The organism is Lewinella sp. (genome assembly GCF_050633125.1).
In the GTDB taxonomy this organism is placed as follows: Bacteria; Bacteroidota; Bacteroidia; order Chitinophagales; family Saprospiraceae; genus Lewinella.
In genome coordinates this window covers 20,437-38,037 of sequence record NZ_JBOEFX010000122.1, presented here as the reverse complement: position 1 = coordinate 38,037, position 17,601 = coordinate 20,437, and the positions used below count along the sequence as shown (strand labels likewise).

The following is a 17,601-nucleotide window of genomic DNA, read 5'->3' as shown; positions in this document are numbered from 1 at the left end:
TTAAACATTTAAAAAACAAACAATGCTTAGAACATTACTTTGCCTTCTCGTCTCTCTCAGCTTCAGCATGGCTTATGCCCAAGAAGATATAGCAGATGCAAGAGGCATGTCTGAAGGCACAACAGTTACGATAGAAGGGATTGCAACCAATGGTGACGATCTAGGAATTATTAGATACGTGCAGGATGCGACAGCGGGTATCGCTGTATATCCCGGAACCGGATCAGTAGGTGGTTTTCCTGACAATGTGGAAAGAGGAGACTTGGTAGAAGTAACCGGTGTCCTTAAGGTTTACAACGGTTTACTAGAGATAGACCCTGTGATATCGTACAATGTCATCTCTTCGGGCAACCCCTTGCCAGCTGCTTTGGTGACTACACCAGCCGGTATATCGGAAGATACAGAGGCTGAATTACTTCAAATCAATGGCGTTAGTTTTACAGCTGGCGGTAATTTGTTCTCCGTTGGAAATTATGAGTTTACAGCCAATGGCGAAACTGCTGAAATTTATATACGAACGGGCCACAGTCTGATTGGAACTGAGATTCCTTTAGCAACTGTTAACCTAACAGGTATAGCTTCTCAGTTTAATTCAATTTATCAGTTATTGCCTAGAGATATTAACGATTTAGAAATCGCTGATAATTTCTATTTGACATCTGCTCCTGTTCAAACAGACCTTTCAACGAGTGGTTTTACCGTGAGTTGGGAAACAAATGTAGCAGGAAATTCAACGGTTAGATATGGCACAACAGCAACTGACCTGAATCAAATGGTTGAATCATCAGATATGACCACCACCCATAGCTTGGATCTTTCAGGCCTGGAGGCAGCTACATTCTACTATGTTGAGGTTTCTTCCAATAATGGAACATCAACGGTGACATCAACGCAGAAGATTTACAGTACCGCTTCTACTTCTTCTGGTGCGATGAAAATATATTTCACTGCTGGTGTAGACCCTAGTTACTCAACAGGTGATTTCCCTACAGGAACGTCAGGTGCTGCTCTTGAAGGTGAAATTATTCATAGAATAAATGAGGCTCAGGTGTCTATTGATTGTTCTATCTATAATATCAATAGAGAGACCATTGTTGCAGCCTTGACCGATGCTCATGAAAGAGGCGTTGTCGTCAGATATGTGGCTGACAATGAAACGGCTAATCTAGCTTTGCAGAATCCTACGCCTCCATTTGGTGTACTAAAAGGGAATATTGATGGATTGATGCACAACAAGTTTTTTGTGTTTGATGCCGATGATAATGATAATTCATGGGTGATGTCTGGTTCTACCAACATGACATCTAATAACCTGGCGGATGATTATAACAACACTGTTTTCATTCAAGACAAAGCATTGGCTAAGGCCTATACTTTAGAGTTTGAAGAAATGTGGGGCTCTGAAGGAGCTTTGCCAGGTGTTTTCAACGCATTTTTCGGAGCAAATAAGACCAATAATACACCACATACCTTCTTGGTTAATGATATCATCATAGAATCTTATTTCTCGCCTTCAGATAATACAACGATAGGCATTGCCCAGGCCGTTGAGTCGGCAGATACAGACCTTCAATTTGCGTTGTTAGTCTTTACGAACAACGAACTAGGCTCTGCAATTGTAAGCGAGCATGATAGCGGTGTCGCTGTACGTGGAATTATTGATCAAGTGAATAGCCAGGGATCTGAATTTGACTATTTAGTCAATCAGGGAGTCGATGTAACAGAGGATAATACAACTGTTCAGACGCACCATAAATACTGTATCATTGATGCTACCAATGTGAATTCTGATCCACAAGTTGTTTTGGGTTCACACAATTGGTCGGCTGGAGCAGAAAACAGTAATGATGAAAATACATTGATTGTTCATGATGCGAATGTTGCCAATGTATACTTGCAGGAATTTGAAGCAAGGTGGTGTGAAGCGCATGGTGGCCAAGATTGTGTAGCAACGGATGTTGACGAGCTAAGTGTCATAGAAGGTGTTGAGCTGGATATCTATCCAAACCCTGCACGTACGACTACAACAGTCAGTGTTAACCTTGAGGAAAAGGAAGACTTGGTTTTGAATTTGCTTGATTTCAGAGGCGTTTTTCTACAGAGCATTATTATAAATAATGTTCAGGGCGAGTATACGGAATCTTTGGATGTACAGTCGCTGCCAGCTGGGCAATACATCATTCAATTGCAAATTGGAAATGAACAGATGTCACGGGTAATTCAAGTCGTGAAGTAAGCGCTTGATTGACGTTACAGATCAACGCAGCTAAACACGTTCAAATAAAGCCTCCAGACACTACAAGCTGTCTGGAGGCTTGTTGTAAGTACCAGTATTAAACTGATAGTAATGGCTAAACCTACCTCTAGTAATGTTTTTCGATTTAAGCAATTTGTTATAGCACAGGATCAGTGTGCCATGAAGGTAGGTACCGACGGTATTCTACTGGCAGCTTGGGCTAAGGTGGAGGAGGTTCGGCAAATTTTGGATATAGGCACGGGCACTGGCTTGATTGCTTTGATGTTGGCGCAAAGGCAAACTCAGGCCCAAATCATTGGCGTAGAAATAGACCAGGGAGCGGCTGAGCAAGCTCAGAATAATGTTGCTGCAAGTCCATTTTTAGATCGAGTAAAAATTATTCAGGGAAGTATTCAGGATTACACCCAAACCGCTGCCGGAACGTTTGATTTGATAGTGAGTAACCCTCCATTTTTTACCGGTGGTGTAATTTCCGAACAAGAAGGAAGGGCAAGTGTACGACACACCGTAAAGCTATCTCATCAGGATTTACTGCGCAGTGTACAGCGATTATTAGCACCAGAAGGTAGCTTCTGTTTGGTGTTGCCCTGGCTGGAAGGTTTGCGCTTTGTGGAACTCGCAAAAAGCTACCAATTATATACTTGGCAAAAAATCAAAGTAAGTCCTAGCCCTGAAAAATCGCCAAATCGCCTGTTGCTTTCCTTACGTAAAACTCCGCCTCCTGGCGATATGCCTGAAGACGGAGCTTTGAGTATTTATGCCAGAGGAGGAGCTGATTCACCTCGTAGCGCAGCCTACCAAAAGTTGACCGCTGATTTTTTTATCAGATAGGGCAACAAGTATAACTTAGAGGTAGCTCGTAAGTAGTACCCGTTGCGCAAGGCGTAGCCTGAAGCTCGCCGCACGGAGGAGGAGGACAAGGGATGGCCGGAAGCGATAGCGACCAAACAGCCCGGTGCAGCAACGGCATTTGCACCGCAATGCCATTGCCTGCATGGCCCAAGAAACTCTAAATGGCCAAAATTTCAGCCATTCTAACCAAATTTTGATTAGGCTTCTTCTCAATCGTGATGGCGTCAGTGAATGGTGTAAAGACGACTTCGTTATTTACCAAGCCAATCATGACATTGCCCTGGCCGGCCAAGAGCCCTTCAACTGCGCCGAAACCTAAGCGACTAGCCAAAAGCCGGTCTAAAGCCGAAGGTGATCCTCCGCGTTGCATGTGGCCAATGATAGTGACTTTGGTATCGTAAAAACTAATAGCGTCTTGTACTTTTTGTGCGATCTCTGCTGTTGGGCCAAGTTTATTACCTTCCGCTACGACAATGATTCCAAACATCTTTTTGCGCTTGACACCATGGCGAAGCAACTCAATAAGGTGCTCCATGTTGGTGTCTACCTCTGGGATCATAACATTACCAGCACCACTGGCAATACCTGTAGAAAGTGCAATGAAACCAGAATTCCTGCCCATAACCTCTACAAAAAATAGGCGGTTATGAGAATCGGCGGTATCTCTAATTTTATCTACAGCTTGTACGGCCGTGTTGACTGCGGTATCATAACCGATTGTGTAATCGGTGCCAAATAAGTCATTGTCAATGGTTCCAGGGATACCAACAATAGGAATGTCGTACTCTTCTGAGAAAACTTTAGCTCCGGTAAAGGTACCGTCTCCACCGATGGCAACACAGGCATCTACATCGAAAGCCTGGAGTGCCTCGTAGGCATTGCGCCTCCCCTCAGGTGTCATAAACCGTTTGCTACGGGCAGTTTTGAGAATGGTTCCTCCCCGATAGATGATATTGCCAACATCACGGATGTCAAGGCGGTGAAGATCACCATCAATCATTCCTTCATAGCCATTGTGGATGCCAAAAATATGTAAATCATGGTAGGCCGCAGTACGCACTACTGCACGTATGGCTGCATTCATACCAGGAGCATCGCCACCTGAAGTAAAAACGGCTATTCTTTTTATTTTTTCGTTTGGCATGATAAATTTATTTAGGAACAGCACAAAAATAAGTTGGGCCGTCGTTTTTCAAAAAGCTGGCTAAGCGGTTCATTTCAAGCGTGTCAGCTATTTGGAAAATCACAAAGACGGCTCAACTTATTTTTTGCGCAATACTTAATATACAAACTCACGATGATAAGCAACCAAGTTGTCGATCGGTTGCTTGATGAAAATACCGTGGTGCATTGCTCTTTCTGTAAGTACAATTTTGAGCATATCTTGAAAAACGTAAGCAATAGAACCAATGAAATGCACTGGAAGCTTTAGGTGACCGGGATATTTACGAACATGCCGATCAATAAATTCTGCAAAAGAACGATATAGGATACGCTGAATAAACGGATGATCAACGTGCTCAGACATGAAACGTGTGAATGACGCCAGGTAAACGTTTGGAGGCGTACCGTCGTAAACAGTATCAAGAATTTTTTGCTTGCCACCGCCTACAAAAACTTCAAAAGCCTCCTCTAGTTCTTTGGGCAGCTCCCGGTAGAAATAATGGCGGATAAGCTTTTTGCCCAAGTGGGTTCCGCTGCCTTCATCACCACAAAGATAGCCAAGATTGGTAACGTTGTCGATTACATCTTTGCCATCATAAAGGCAAGTGTTAGAACCTGTGCCGATGATGCAGGAGATACCAGGATCATTGCCGCAGGTAGCACGAGCAGCTCCAAGGAGATCGTGATGAACATCAATTTTGGCATTAGTGAAGACACGCTTCAGGCCGTTTTCAATGACGGCCTTGCGTTTTTGATCCCAACAGCCAGAACCGTAGAAATAAATTTCTGCCTCCTGTTCGAGGTTCATAATCCCCTTGAAGGCTTTGTTTACTTCTTGTTCGATTTGATCACTAGAGTGAAAAACAGGATTAAAACCCATGGTGTGGAGGCTGGTTTCCTCTTCACCTGATAAAAATTTCCAATCTGCTTTGGTAGATCCGCTATCGACTATGACTTTCATGACCACGGTAATATTGACTTAAGTTATTAGCTAAGCAAAGGTAGTGTAATTTTTACACTAAGTGGAGCTTTTAAGAGCGGAAAACTACTTGTAAAAGTTGTAAAAACCAAGGATAATTTTAATGATCTCTTTCAAGAAAAAGGAAAAAGACTAGAATAGGCTTTTCGACAAATTAAATTTTTTACATTGCAAGAAAAATAATTATGGGGCGCTTGGCTTCCTGGATTGATCAGTTAAACGATAGGGTAGGGCGGTGCGTTTCTTGGCTGACTTTGGGCTTGGTACTGCTTGTGTTTACCAATGTTTCTTTGCGATATGTCTTTAATTTGCCGTTGGCATGGTCTAAAGAGTTAGAATGGCATTTGTTTGCACTGATCTTTTTATTCGGCGCGGGGTATAGCCTTCGGCATGATCGACATGTACGGGTTGACCTTTTTTATGAAAAAGCGAGCGAGACTGACAGAGGTCGCATCAATTTCTGGGGCACACTCCTATTTCTGATTCCTTGGTGTTTGGTACTCATTTATTCAGGTTGGAATGCAGCTGTTGATGCCTGGAAAATGGGAGAACGTTCTCCAGAGGCAGCAGGCTTGCCAAATTTATGGCTCATCCAGTTTGCTTTACCATTAGGAATCGGTTTGTTATTGCTACAAGGCATTGCCGAATTAATTCGCTCACGAACCGATGCATCGGAATAAGCCCTTTATATCATGGAAATACTTGCCTTGCTGCTTTTTGTCAGCATATTTCTACTCATTTTATATGGTTACCCTGTTGCATTTACCCTGGGTGGCTTATCACTGATTTATGGTATTTGTTTTTTGTCGCCAGATGTTGTGAGCTTATTGCCCTTGCGTATAGCAGGAATTATGGCCAAGGAAGAATTAATTGCCGTTCCGCTATTCGTTTTCATGGGTATTATGCTGGAAAAATCGGGGCTAGCTGAGCGATTGTTAGAAACAATGGCATTGCTATTTGGAAGGATTCCTGGCGGCTTAGCCATTGCGGTCATTATTGTAGGAGCACTCTTGGCCGCCAGTACCGGAATTGTAGGTGCTACCGTAATTACGATGGGGCTGATTAGCCTGCCTACAATGCTGCGTAGAGGTTATAAGATAGAGCTGGCCACCGGCGTAATCGCCTCATCGGGCACCTTGGGACAAATCATACCACCTTCTATAGTCCTTATCTTGTTGGGGAGTGTTCTGAATGTAAGTGTTGGACAATTATTTGCAGCGGCGCTCTTGCCGGGTTTTTTACTGGTTGTGGCTTACATCCTTTATGTGTTTTTATTGGCTCGGGCCAAACCAGCATTAGCGCCAGCCATGCCCCCGGAAGAAGTTGCTGAATTTAGAGCGTCGAATTACTGGAAACGGTTGTTCAAAGCATTTTTCCTGCCTTTGTTGCTGATCGTTGCCGTTTTGGGGTCCATTTTGGGGGGAATCGCATCGCCGACAGAGGCAGCAGCCGTTGGAGCAGTGGGGGCTATTGTGCTAACCATTATGGAGAAGCGCTTCAACTTGGAAGTATTGAAAGCTGTGATGCAGCAAACTACCCACCTTACCACGATGGTGTTTGTTATTCTGCTCGGAGCGACGACCTTCTCGCTTGTGTTCCGGGAATTAGGAGGCGATCGCTACTTGGTGGAACTGATTGAGCAAGCCGACCTCTCTACTTATGCCTTTCTTGCAATGGTGATGGTCTTGATTTTTGTAGCTGGATTCTTTATTGATTTCATCGAAATTATTTTCATCATCGTTCCTGTTGTGGCACCTATATTCGAGGCTATGGGCGTCGATTTGGTGTGGTTGGGTATCCTTATTGCGCTCAATTTGCAGACTTCTTTCCTGACACCACCCTTTGGGTTTTCCTTATTTTACCTCAAAGGTGTCGCACCTCCGGAAGTTAAAACAGGGCACCTCTATCGGGGTATTATTCCTTTTATTGTTATTCAGGTCGTTGTTTTGGTGCTGATTGTTCTCTTTCCTGAGATGTTGAGTTGGATTAGTATCTAGTGCATGGAGTTTTTATTTGGTGTTTAAGTCTCCTGAATTTCACAACCTCTTTTTCAAGAAAGGGAAATGGAAACGAATTAACTAATAATCAGGTTATTTGTTTTCGATTGACTCTAAACACAAAAAATGTCAGAGAATCTAAAAACTAAGATTTCACTCTTCTTTTGCCTTTTTCTATTGACGACCTGTTCTCCGCAGCGGCAGGTAGCCTATCCATTGCCCAATCCTGTTTTGGTAGCTTTTAACCATCAATTGGATTTTACGAGTTGGAGAGATACGCTCGAAAAAGATGCTTCCATAAGTGTAATAACGGTAGATGGAGGATTGGTTTTGTTTTCGAATACTATGGGGCAAATTTTTCGATTTTGGATCAATGATAGTTTGTTAATCGTACAGTTGGATGCCACTTATAGTTTTCCGCTTTTAGGTGTAGCCGATCAGACGATTTTTGAAACTAAAAGGCGTCGAAGTAATGCTGATTTAGCAACTAGCATAAACGACCTGTTTCCAGAAGAGGTATACTTTACGACTAGTCCTGTTGATGATGATCCAACGGCAATTTCCATTACTGGTAATACTGATCTGTTTCAAATTGAAAGAGAGCAACTGCATCCAGTGGATTCCTTGACGTGGCACAGCTCGGCATTTGATGAGGAAGTAAGTTATCGGTTTGTTGACGGTCGTTTACAGGGGCAGTTTACGACACTTGATAGCCTGGGATTGTTGCAAATAGGTCAATTTCAGGAGGGCGCTGAATTTGGCATTTGGGAATATCGTGATACCTTAGGAAACTTGCAATACACAGAGGAATATGCTTTGGGCGGAGAACTTCAAAAGGTCCGTTATGAGAAAGGGGCTACATTTACCAGAGGAAAACCCTTGCCTACCCTCAGGTACCTATGGATCATTCATAGGATCATGTTTGGCCTATTCTGCTCCGTGAGCGCCTATGTATTGTTTCGGTACTTCCATTCCTTAAGGCGTTTTCAAAAACCATACGGAGGCGAATCAGCAATGCAAATATTTTTATCCATTCTCATTGTATCCCCTATCTTAGCTTTAGGTATGGGGATGGTTGCCGTGTTCTTAATAATGGCAATCAGCAGTGGGCTAGGGCCACTTTTGGGGTGGGATTTGCCCCTTCACTTTCTAGCTGTTTTGCAAGGACTTTTGATTTTTCCAATTATTGAGTGTGGATGGTTATGGATCACCCATAGGTTCAATGATGCCATTTGGCACGGTGCCTTGTTGGTGCTGGCCATTTTGATTTTGGGGGAATGGCATTTTTTAACAACGCTAATTGAAATTATTTAGATGTTTTTTAATTTTACTCATTTGTAAATTTCTTCTTTTGGTAATTCTGGCTATACATTCACTCATTAAACCCTTTACGTTAAAGAAGGGGAAAAGCTTGTAGCCAAAATTGTTTGGCAATGAATAACCAATACGTAGTTTTGGCTACATTCCGGTTTCAGCTCCTCGCCCAAACACAAATAAGCGGCGACTTAGTATAACGAAACTTACCGGTTGGTTCACTAGATCAATAGTTTATCCTATGTTTTCAGAGGGAACGATTTCATAGTTACCACTTATTGCCGGGTGCAGGGCCAAAGAAAATCACTAAAATGTTGGGTAACAAAAGCTTGAGTTTTAAAAGGGTAGGGGGTGCAATTAGGTATGTCGTATTCCTAGGAATAGCCGTTTTATGTTTGCTTGAGTTGTGCTTCCGAATGTACGTAGTTGATTTTTATGGTAGCAACCTAGCTGGCCTGAATACGGAAGGAGCGCTTTCTGGAACTACCCCTACCAGTGTTTTAGTTATCGGTGATTCTTTCAGTGCAGATCAACGAAGTTACGTTAAAGGCCTGCGGGCTAAAATGCCGGATCAAAGTATTGTGAATTCGGCGATTCCTGGTACCTGCATCAGGCAACATCAGCTATTTGCAAAAAAGCGGTTAGAGCAATTTATGCCAGGCCTATTGATTTATCAGGTTTATGTAGGGAATGATTTACTAGAATATCGACATCCTATAGACGGTAAGGCCATTAGCGTTAAGCGAAAAGCATATTGGTGGTTGGCTGATCGGTTTCTGGTCTTAGGCTACCTTAATGCCAGAATGCTGGGATTCAAAAGAGTACGGACGAAAGAGGAAGATTTGGCGCGAGAGCCTAAAGCTGATGCTACATACAGCGCCGAATCCTATAATCAAAGGACTAAACTATTGCTAAAGGCAGAGCCCGCATTGATTCAAAATACGGCCTTGTTGCAAGGGGGAAGAGAAGAGGATGTAAAAGCCTTTTGTACGGATATTAAGGAGGTATTAGACGATGTGCCTTCCGCGACTAAAGTAGTCGTACTAGTGATTCCTCACTGTGCTCAAACTGGCGAGCTGTATCTGGAACGGATGGAAGAATTGGGGGCAACCCCAGCTGACCATACTGCTTTATTGACTGAAAATTATCCTTTTTTTGATTACTTAAGCACGGAGCTTTCGACGAGTAATTGTAGGGTGGTCAATGTTTTGCCGTGGGTGAAGAATACAGGTAGTGAGGAACTGTACTTCTATCCCAATGACCCGCACATGAATGAGGTTGGTCAGCAACGCCTTGCGGATTCTTTATTTCAGTTGTTGGAGCAAGACTCTTGGATTCCTCAGTAAGTATAAATGCCGATTATTGAGTCTGGAGTATGCATCAATGAGGATAAACTTCCGGTGGCTGCTCATAATAGGAAGTATTGATGAGCTTATCCAATTGCCCGGTATTTAGTTCATAAATAGCGTTCCATCGTTCTTTGCTCCACAGCTCTCCTTGGGTGATGAGTTGTATCTTTTCGTAATAAGTAGCCAAAGGACGATCCGTAAATTGGTCGGTGCCTGATTTTAAACTTTCCAAATATCCTTCCGGTAGTTTTCTGAAGTAGTGGCCCACCCGCAAATTGTCACGCCTTTCGGCAGGGAGCCGTGCTAAAAGAGGGTCGCTCAATGCCAATTGATCAACAATGTACACTTTGGGCCCAGCTTGGTAGCCACGCATTCCTATAGCCACTTGTACTTGCCAATCTTCAATAGTGTCAGAAGGGTTGGCACAGGCTTCTTGTTTCACCTGCTGCTCAATTTTAAAGACGGGATCCCAGAAGCGCAAGTCTAAAAAACCGGAGCGTTCCCAGGCAATGCCTTTTTCATCGACGATGCCGTGTGGATAGAGCGCATGCTCATTGCCTTTCCGGTCATCGTAATAACTAGGGCGGGTATGCAACGGGTGGTAAGTTTGGAATAAGCTTAGCAAGAAAACCAGAAGTGAGGCTCGAAAAACAACCTTTTCAGGTAACTGTAGCTGACTAACAAGCATTACCGCCACGATAAAAGGAACACTGAAAAAGCGGCCACTCATAAAGTCTCCACCAACACTTGCGATGTAAAATAAGTAGAAAAGCAGACCAATTGCCCAGCATTTGTAGAGCCAGTTGCTTTTACGGAAGCAGAGCAAGATAGCTCCGGAGATGCAAAGCAAAGTTGGCCAGTCATTCTGTAAGGAATCCAGGAAATAGTAAGCTCCTTGCATCAGCATACTCGTAGCAGGCAAGCCTGTTTGCGCTTTAGCATAGAATGTATTTGGCACAAAAGAGCCGTAGTAAACCAGCGAAAAAAACTCCCATAAGACAAAGGGAATACTGCCTAGTAGCAATCCCTTAAAGTTAGCCCAATGAGACCGTTGGGCAATTACCCAAACAAATATAGGTAGCAACAAGACCGCAAAGTCTAATCGAACCATGACGAGTAAACCTCCTAAAAGGCCCAGTAGCCACGTTGAAACCTCCTCCTGCCTACGCCACCGGTCCATTTGAATAAAAAGGAAAATCATTAGGAAATGAGCCAAAGGGTTCTCCAGGCCCGAGGTAGAATAATCAATGAATGCTTTAGAAGAGATCAATAATAAAAGCGCTGCATGGGCAAGCTTAGGCGTAGCAGCGTGTTTCACCAATAGGTAAGCAGTAGCAGCTGATAAGGCCACACTAATTCCCATCACCGTAAGGAAAGCATGGTGACTTATCCAATAAAAAGGAACGAGTAGAATCACCCACAGCGGATGGGTGAATACTTGCACCCGCTCGGTAATGTTCCAACGGAGGCCATATCCGTGGGTGAAATTGTAGATGCTTCGGAAACTGATATAGATATCATCAGACATCCAGGCATTCAAAACCACCAATAGTAAATAGAAACCGATTAATATCCAGCTAATTTTTCCAAGTGCTCGCATTTCCCAAAATTAGCACTTATGTGGAATTACCTTACTTTTTATTAAAAACAAGCTTAAAACTGCTGAATACTTCTCCAACTTTGCGTTCTTGGCAGTATGAAGACCTTTGTTGTTCAATTTTCAAGGTTGTTGCGGGTTCGGCATTGGGTAAAGAACGGTTTTGTGTTTATCCCTGCCATTTTTGCCCGAACATTAGGGGCCGATACCTTATGGGCGCTTCTGTTAGTCAGCCTGTATTTCTGTATTACCTCTTCAGTCGTATACATTTTCAACGATCTAATCGACCTGGATAAAGATCGCCGCCATCCGACAAAACAGTTCAGGCCCATAGCTAGTGGGTATTTTACACCTAGGGCGGCCCTTGCTTGTATGTTTATCCTTTTGCTGATCGTTATTGGTGGTGGTTTCTACTTGCCGGAGCTTGCGCCGGTTATTGGGGCTTACCTCGTCCTAAATATTGCTTACACCTTGTATTTGAAATACCTGGCAATAGTAGATGTTGCTGTGCTAGGGATTGGTTTTGTTTTGCGAGTAGTGGCGGGCGGTATTTACGCTGAGGTGTTTGTATCAGAATGGTTGGTAGCTATTGTCTTTTTATTGAGTACAGCCTTAGGGTTTGCAAAACGCCGGCACGATCTGGCAATTGCTCCTGAGGTTGCGCTAGAATCCCGTAATGGACCCACTTATACACTGCCCTTTTTAGACCTTGCTATTACGATTATGCTCTCCATTACGCTGATGGCTTATGTTATATACTCGCTTTCTCCGGTGGTAATGGAACGCTTGAACTCTGATAAGATCTATTTGACTTCCTTTTTCGTTTTTCTTGGTATTTTACGTTACTTATTACTTACGCTTGATGAGAAATTTTCAGGATCACCTGTAGAAATCATCTATCGTGATCGGGTGTTACNNATTATGGGCTGGGTAGCTACCTTTTATTTCCTTATTTATTAGTGGGAATGCTAATTGCTTTTTAGGGCAAAAATTCTTAATCAACTAGAGTGATGACTAGAAAGAAGGTCGTTTTATACAATCCTAAGGCTGTTTTTTATGATATGCCGCTTGCGCTATTATCGATAGGTTCGATGTTAGATCCAGCTCATTATGAAGTAATAATCATTGATGGGAGGGTAGATGATCGCCCCTTAGAGGCTGTGTTAGAAGCTACGGAAGGAGCATTGTGCTTTGGTGTTACTTCTCTAACCGGTAATCCTCTGCGTGATGCATTGGAGGTGACAAGAAGCGTACGTGCCCGCCATCCCAATATCCCTATCATTTGGGGGGGATGGCATACGTCATTGTTTGCGGAAGAAACGTTGCGTGATGAACCCGCGATTGACATCAGTGTTCAAGGCCAGGGCGAGGGTACTTTTCGAGAACTCGTTGCTTGTCTTGAAAGCGGAGCCGATTTGGCAAATGTCAATGGTATTTGTTACCGAACGCGAAAAGGTGAGGTTGTTAAAAACCCTGGCAGAGCACTAGAGGATATGAATTTCTTGCCCAGGGTAAACTACGAATTGATTGACGTTGAGAAATACTTCAAGGCCAAAAAGCAGCGCCAGTTTGATTATATCAGCTCAGCTGGCTGTCGATTTCGTTGTACTTTTTGTGCTGATCCATTTGTCTTTAGCAGGAAATGGACGGCGATTGAACCGGATAGAATGGGCGAAGAATTGGAGTATTGGCATAAAAAGTATCAGTTTACTGACCTGAATTTTCAGGATGAGACCTTTTTTACTAAGCGACAGCGTGTAACAGCTATTGCACAACAATTCCTGGATCGTGATATCAAAACTACCTGGGCAGGAACAATGAGGGCTGATCAGGGATCCCGGATGAGCGAGGAAGAGTTTGATTTGTGCAAAGCTAGCGGCCTCAGGCGCGTTTTGGTAGGAGTGGAGTCGGGTTCCCAAGAAATGATGGACTGGTTGGCCAAAGACATCAAACTCGAGCAGGTGTACGAAACTGCCCAGAAATGTGCTTCCAGAGATATCGACGTGATTTTCCCCTTTATTGTCGGTTTCCCTGATGAAACGGATAAAAGTGTTTTAGACTCACTTCGCGTTGCTCGGGAATTGAATAGTATGCACCCGGGATTCACGACTCCTATCTTTTTCTTTAAGCCTTATCCTGGTTCTAAAATCACCCAGGATGTAGTTGCTAAAGGCTATCAACTTCCTCAAACCATCGAAGATTGGGCGGATTTTGATTATATCGGTTCATCCGGCCCATGGGTAAGTGCCGAAAAATATAGAATGGTGGACCGCTTTAAGTTCTACAATAAGCTAGCAGGAAGGAAACGGAAATGGTATACTGCGCCTGCTCAATGGATAGCGGGCCTACGGTGTGATTCATTGTTTTTCGAATGGCCAATGGAAAAGATATTAGCAGATCGATTAATTCCAAAGCAGCAGTTGTCTTAATCAGCGTATACTAAACCTAAAGAATGTCGATTTCACCATCGAATCCAAATGAAAAGCGTTTTTCTAATGCTGTAGTAGCGTTATGTTTTCTAATTGTATTTCCGTTAGTGATTTGGATACTGTTGCGCTTGTTTGATTTCAATGGCCTATATGGACAAGACGCTTATGAATACTTGCGATATGCGGATGCGCTGGTAGATTGGATGAAGAAAGGAAATCCTCCAGGCGACTATTTCTGGCCGGTCAATTATCCTTTTTTCGGTGCATTAGGCGGCTACCTTACAGGCAATACACTGGCCTGTTTGCAATTCATTTCTGTATTTTCATTAACAGCTACCGCATTTGTGGTCTACCGGGTATTGGGAGATTTTAGAGAAAGGAATAGCGATAAGAATATATTGTTTTTGTATTGCTTTTGCTGCTGCCTGATGGCGCCATTTTTGCTTCGATCTGCCATGTTGGTAATGTCTGATAGTGTGGCCATTTTGGGGGTTGTGTGTTTTTACTATGGCTACTTTCGCTATGAGAGAACCAAGAAAGCGAAGTGGCTTTTGTTATTGTCAGCTGCTGCGGGAGCTGCTGTGATGACGCGTTATGCTTTAGCGATATTTTTAGTGCTTCCAGCTTTTCATTTGCTCGTGCTGGTGTTTAAAAACCGTCATTGGTACCTGTTGTTTCCTGCTATCGTTTTAGCTGCTTTGTTTCTGATTCCTCATGGATGGATTCGGTATGAAGAGCCCTTTGCTTTTTTAGGGCACAATTACCTGGGCGAATGGTCCTGGCAACACTGGTTTCAGCGTGTGTTTAATCGGCAAGATGGCCAAGTTGCCTACCGATTACCGAATCTTCTTTATGCGTTTTCCTACGTTTATCATCCTGGTTTCTTTTTGCTTGGGGCAGTGATATTACCATTTGTAAAATGGAGCGATTGGAAACCAATGGTGCAAAGAATAACACTTTTCTCTGTTCTTTTGTACACCTTTTTTATTGCGGGTATCGGTTTTCAGAACCAACGTTTTCTATTGCCTTTGTTGCCGCTTGTCTTGATCTTGTTTTATCCGGCGTTTTTGCGGAGTTGGCATTGGCTGCAAACAAAAATCAGGCTGCAACGTAAATGGTTTTTTGTGGGCTTGGTGAGTCTACAGTTAGTATTGTTCGTTTACTCGTTTAATACCGTTTGGTTAATGAATAGGGTCGAAAAAACGATTGCCACAAGCTTGCAAGCATATCCTGCTGACCATTTGTATTGTTTCTATCTTGACCCCGCCTTAGAGAGTTATCAGGTTCCTCAAAAACTGATTAACTTATGGAAGGAGCCTATTACGAGGTATAAAATTCAAAGTTATATATTGTTTCATCCAACAAGATTCAGCCACCAGTGGGAAGGCCACACCTTGATGGAAAACTGGGCGTATTTGCGAAAGAATTACCACTTGGAGGAGCTAGAATCGTTTCCTGATGGTTGGGTATTGTACCAAATCAAGAATCAAGAATCAAAAAAAAGGAATGCGCCTGACCACTAAACTTGTACTCCCTGTTTTTACCAATGGTCTGCGTACAGTCGTTATCAGCATTGGCAACCTACTCATTGCCTGGCTTGTTATACGGCAAACCTCTGCAGAAGAATGGGGCACTTTTGTTCCTTATCTGGTGGGGATGGGTTTGGTGACGCATGTGCTTGGGTGGGGCAATAAAGAGTTTTTACTACGACAGTTTAGTCTGGACGAAAAAAATATAGCCAGCGCTTTCTATTCGAGTCTGGGAGCCAGAGCGAGCTTATTGGTGGTTGTCAGCTTAGTAGGTAGTTTTTTGTTGCCTATCGGAATACCGGTCACCTGGCTGTTAGGCTGGTTGATCGCTTTTTTTCTATACCAAAGTTATGATGCCTGGATCACCTATCAGAAGGCCTTTGGATTAGCTGCATTGGTAGATGCTTTAGGCCTTGGACTCATTGTTGGCGCGTTGTTTTTACAACCTCAAATGTCTTTCCCCGCGCCATTCTATTTGATTGCATTATATGCCATGTCTTATACTTTAAGATGGTTGCTGCTGTTTTTTTTGATAGGTTTACCTAAGTTGCCTGAAAAGGGATCATTAAAGATTTTTGATTTAGCATACTTGTCTACTGCAGCTCCTCTTTTATTGGTAGGTCTGGTAGGTCTTCTGAGTAGTAAGATGGACTTGTATGTAGTCAGTTATACGCTTGACGCGAAAAGCAGTGGTGAGTACCAAATTCTAACGGGTGGACTCAATTTTATCCGAGCAACGGCAGGTTTTATCGTCTACGCTTTTATCACGGATGTTTACAAGATGAGTAAGGCCAATATTTCGCTACAGCTCAAACGATTAACTGCTTTGGGAGTAGGGATTAGCTTTGCCGGGGTTGTTGCCCTATCTCTATTGTTTAGATATGGCCTGGATTTGGCTTTCGACTTCGAGATATACCTCGTGGCAGTGTTTTATTGCCTGCCTACTTTTGTGATTATCCTTTGTGTAATTTATCTGTATCGCATTAAACAAGAAGCTATTGTTATTCGCTATGGCATCATAAACGCTGGTGTCAACTTTACACTTTCCTTGGTGCTGCTACCAATGCTAGGTATCCTTGGAGGCTTGCTGGCGGGTTTTATTAGTTTGTCGATTACGGCTGTCCTTTATCTATTGGCCTTCAATCGTAAGTAGTTGCCACCCTTTTTTAAAGCCTCTCGCCAATAATAAGTTTTTAGCGAGAAATTTAGGTGAGCCAACATTAACTGAATATGATATCGAATTGGCCATTTAGCCGTTTCACTAGGTAATTTATAAGGGGTCGTACTTATGCTTTTTCTTAAGAAGGTTTTCACCCATTGCCGTTCAAAAGGGCGAAGTTCAGTCAGGTACTTTTGGGTGCGACTGCTTGAGATAGGATAGGAGAGTTGCTTGTGGATGTTTTCGAGAATGGGCTTGTTTTTATGAATTAGATCACGGTTGTAGAAGTCAAGCATACCGGGCTCGTAATTAACCTGTAGGAATTGGCAAAGTTGTTTGAGTTCTTTTTGTGGATTATTGACCAACTGCTCGTAATAAATAACGTGAGCGTTATTGTGAAAGTGAACCTCCAATTGCCTGATAGCGAATAGCCCACGCTTGACAAATATTGCGGCCTTCTGTAGTAAGCGAGCAGCAGAATAGCCCTGATAAGCACGTGTTTTTTGAAAATTTTTTAATAAAGAACTAATAACATCTAGCGGGTGCCGCACAATTAGGATGACTTTAGCCTGTGGGCAAACCCTGTGGATAGTAGAGAGAAAGTAAATGTTTTCAGGCGTTTTCTCACCAAATATTTTTTTACCCTTAGCGGAAAGATAGTTTTCACTTAAAGTGCTCAATAGCTTAGCGGTGCTACCGGAGTAGGAAGCGTGTGCTACCTGAAAAGCATTCATAACATCAAAGGCAGGGTCATCAAAATCCTTCAGCCGTTGGTGTAAAACAGCCATTAATTGCTCGTACTGCCAGTCTTTTTTGATTTCTTTATCGGCTAAAACCCGATCAATAATATTGAAGATATTGGTCTCGGGACAAACGGCAATTTCAGAATGGTGATCGAGAATTAGTTGTAACAAAGTGGTACCAGAGCGAGGCACGCCTGCGATGAAAAATGTTTGCTGAGGAGGATTTTCCATG

The 17,601-nt window shown here is 43.1% G+C and carries 13 protein-coding genes and 1 pseudogene; 10 read left to right on the top strand and 4 right to left on the bottom strand.

Annotation, left to right across the window (positions count from 1 at the left end; all coding sequences use genetic code 11):
• Positions 1-22: 22 nt before the first annotated feature.
• Positions 23-2,236 carry a phospholipase D-like domain-containing protein gene (locus tag ACRBG0_RS23840; RefSeq protein WP_431489350.1) on the top strand — a complete coding sequence of 738 codons (2,214 nt, stop codon included), beginning with the start codon at positions 23-25 and terminating at the stop codon, positions 2,234-2,236.
• Positions 2,237-2,347: 111 nt separating this feature from the next.
• A complete protein-coding gene (locus ACRBG0_RS23835) occupies positions 2,348-3,088 on the top strand; it encodes a tRNA1(Val) (adenine(37)-N6)-methyltransferase (RefSeq protein WP_431489349.1) in 741 nt (246 codons plus the stop codon).
• Positions 3,089-3,266: 178 nt separating this feature from the next.
• On the opposite strand, the gene pfkA is transcribed toward ACRBG0_RS23835, so the two are convergent.
• Complete coding sequence (gene pfkA / locus ACRBG0_RS23830; protein WP_020535701.1) at positions 3,267-4,253, bottom strand: 6-phosphofructokinase; 987 nt, start codon at positions 4,251-4,253, stop codon at positions 3,267-3,269.
• A gap of 135 nt (positions 4,254-4,388) precedes the next feature.
• The gene (locus tag ACRBG0_RS23825) at positions 4,389-5,234 is read right to left on the bottom strand and encodes a hypothetical protein (RefSeq protein ID WP_431489348.1); all 846 of its coding nucleotides are present in this window, start codon (positions 5,232-5,234) and stop codon (positions 4,389-4,391) included.
• Between the two features lie 203 nt (positions 5,235-5,437).
• On the opposite strand from ACRBG0_RS23825, the gene ACRBG0_RS23820 reads away from it, so the two are divergent.
• From ACRBG0_RS23820 to ACRBG0_RS23805, 4 genes are all read left to right on the top strand, one after another.
• Positions 5,438-5,932 carry a TRAP transporter small permease subunit gene (locus ACRBG0_RS23820; RefSeq protein ID WP_431489347.1) on the top strand — a complete coding sequence of 165 codons (495 nt, stop codon included), beginning with the start codon at positions 5,438-5,440 and terminating at the stop codon, positions 5,930-5,932.
• Positions 5,933-5,944: 12 nt separating this feature from the next.
• Positions 5,945-7,249 (top strand): TRAP transporter large permease, encoded by a 1,305-nt coding sequence (locus ACRBG0_RS23815; protein WP_431489346.1) that lies wholly within the window; start codon positions 5,945-5,947, stop codon positions 7,247-7,249.
• A 126-nt stretch (positions 7,250-7,375) separates the two neighbouring features.
• A complete protein-coding gene (locus tag ACRBG0_RS23810) occupies positions 7,376-8,563 on the top strand; it encodes a hypothetical protein (protein ID WP_431489345.1) in 1,188 nt (395 codons plus the stop codon).
• 311 nt (positions 8,564-8,874) lie between these two features.
• A complete protein-coding gene (locus ACRBG0_RS23805) occupies positions 8,875-9,909 on the top strand; it encodes a hypothetical protein (protein ID WP_431489344.1) in 1,035 nt (344 codons plus the stop codon).
• Positions 9,910-9,943: 34 nt separating this feature from the next.
• On the opposite strand, the gene ACRBG0_RS23800 is transcribed toward ACRBG0_RS23805, so the two are convergent.
• On the bottom strand, positions 9,944-11,512 hold the full coding sequence (locus tag ACRBG0_RS23800; RefSeq protein ID WP_431489343.1) for a hypothetical protein: 1,569 nt from the start codon (positions 11,510-11,512) through the stop codon (positions 9,944-9,946).
• Positions 11,513-11,608: 96 nt separating this feature from the next.
• Between ACRBG0_RS23800 and ACRBG0_RS23795 the strand changes: the two are divergent.
• The 4 genes and pseudogenes from ACRBG0_RS23795 to ACRBG0_RS23780 form a co-directional block, all read left to right on the top strand.
• Positions 11,609-12,425: pseudogene (locus ACRBG0_RS23795) on the top strand (UbiA prenyltransferase family protein); the annotation flags it as partial.
• A gap of 94 nt (positions 12,426-12,519) precedes the next feature.
• Complete coding sequence (locus tag ACRBG0_RS23790; RefSeq protein ID WP_431489342.1) at positions 12,520-13,938, top strand: B12-binding domain-containing radical SAM protein; 1,419 nt, start codon at positions 12,520-12,522, stop codon at positions 13,936-13,938.
• Positions 13,939-13,961: 23 nt separating this feature from the next.
• Complete coding sequence (locus ACRBG0_RS23785; protein WP_431489341.1) at positions 13,962-15,461, top strand: hypothetical protein; 1,500 nt, start codon at positions 13,962-13,964, stop codon at positions 15,459-15,461.
• A complete protein-coding gene (locus tag ACRBG0_RS23780; RefSeq protein WP_431489340.1) occupies positions 15,445-16,620 on the top strand; it encodes a hypothetical protein in 1,176 nt (391 codons plus the stop codon). The genes ACRBG0_RS23785 and ACRBG0_RS23780 overlap by 17 nt, the downstream gene beginning before the upstream one ends.
• Here ACRBG0_RS23780 and ACRBG0_RS23775 read toward each other — a convergent pair.
• On the bottom strand, positions 16,593-17,600 hold the full coding sequence (locus ACRBG0_RS23775; protein WP_431489339.1) for a sulfotransferase family protein: 1,008 nt from the start codon (positions 17,598-17,600) through the stop codon (positions 16,593-16,595). The genes ACRBG0_RS23780 and ACRBG0_RS23775 overlap by 28 nt on opposite strands.
• Position 17,601 lies beyond the last annotated feature (1 nt).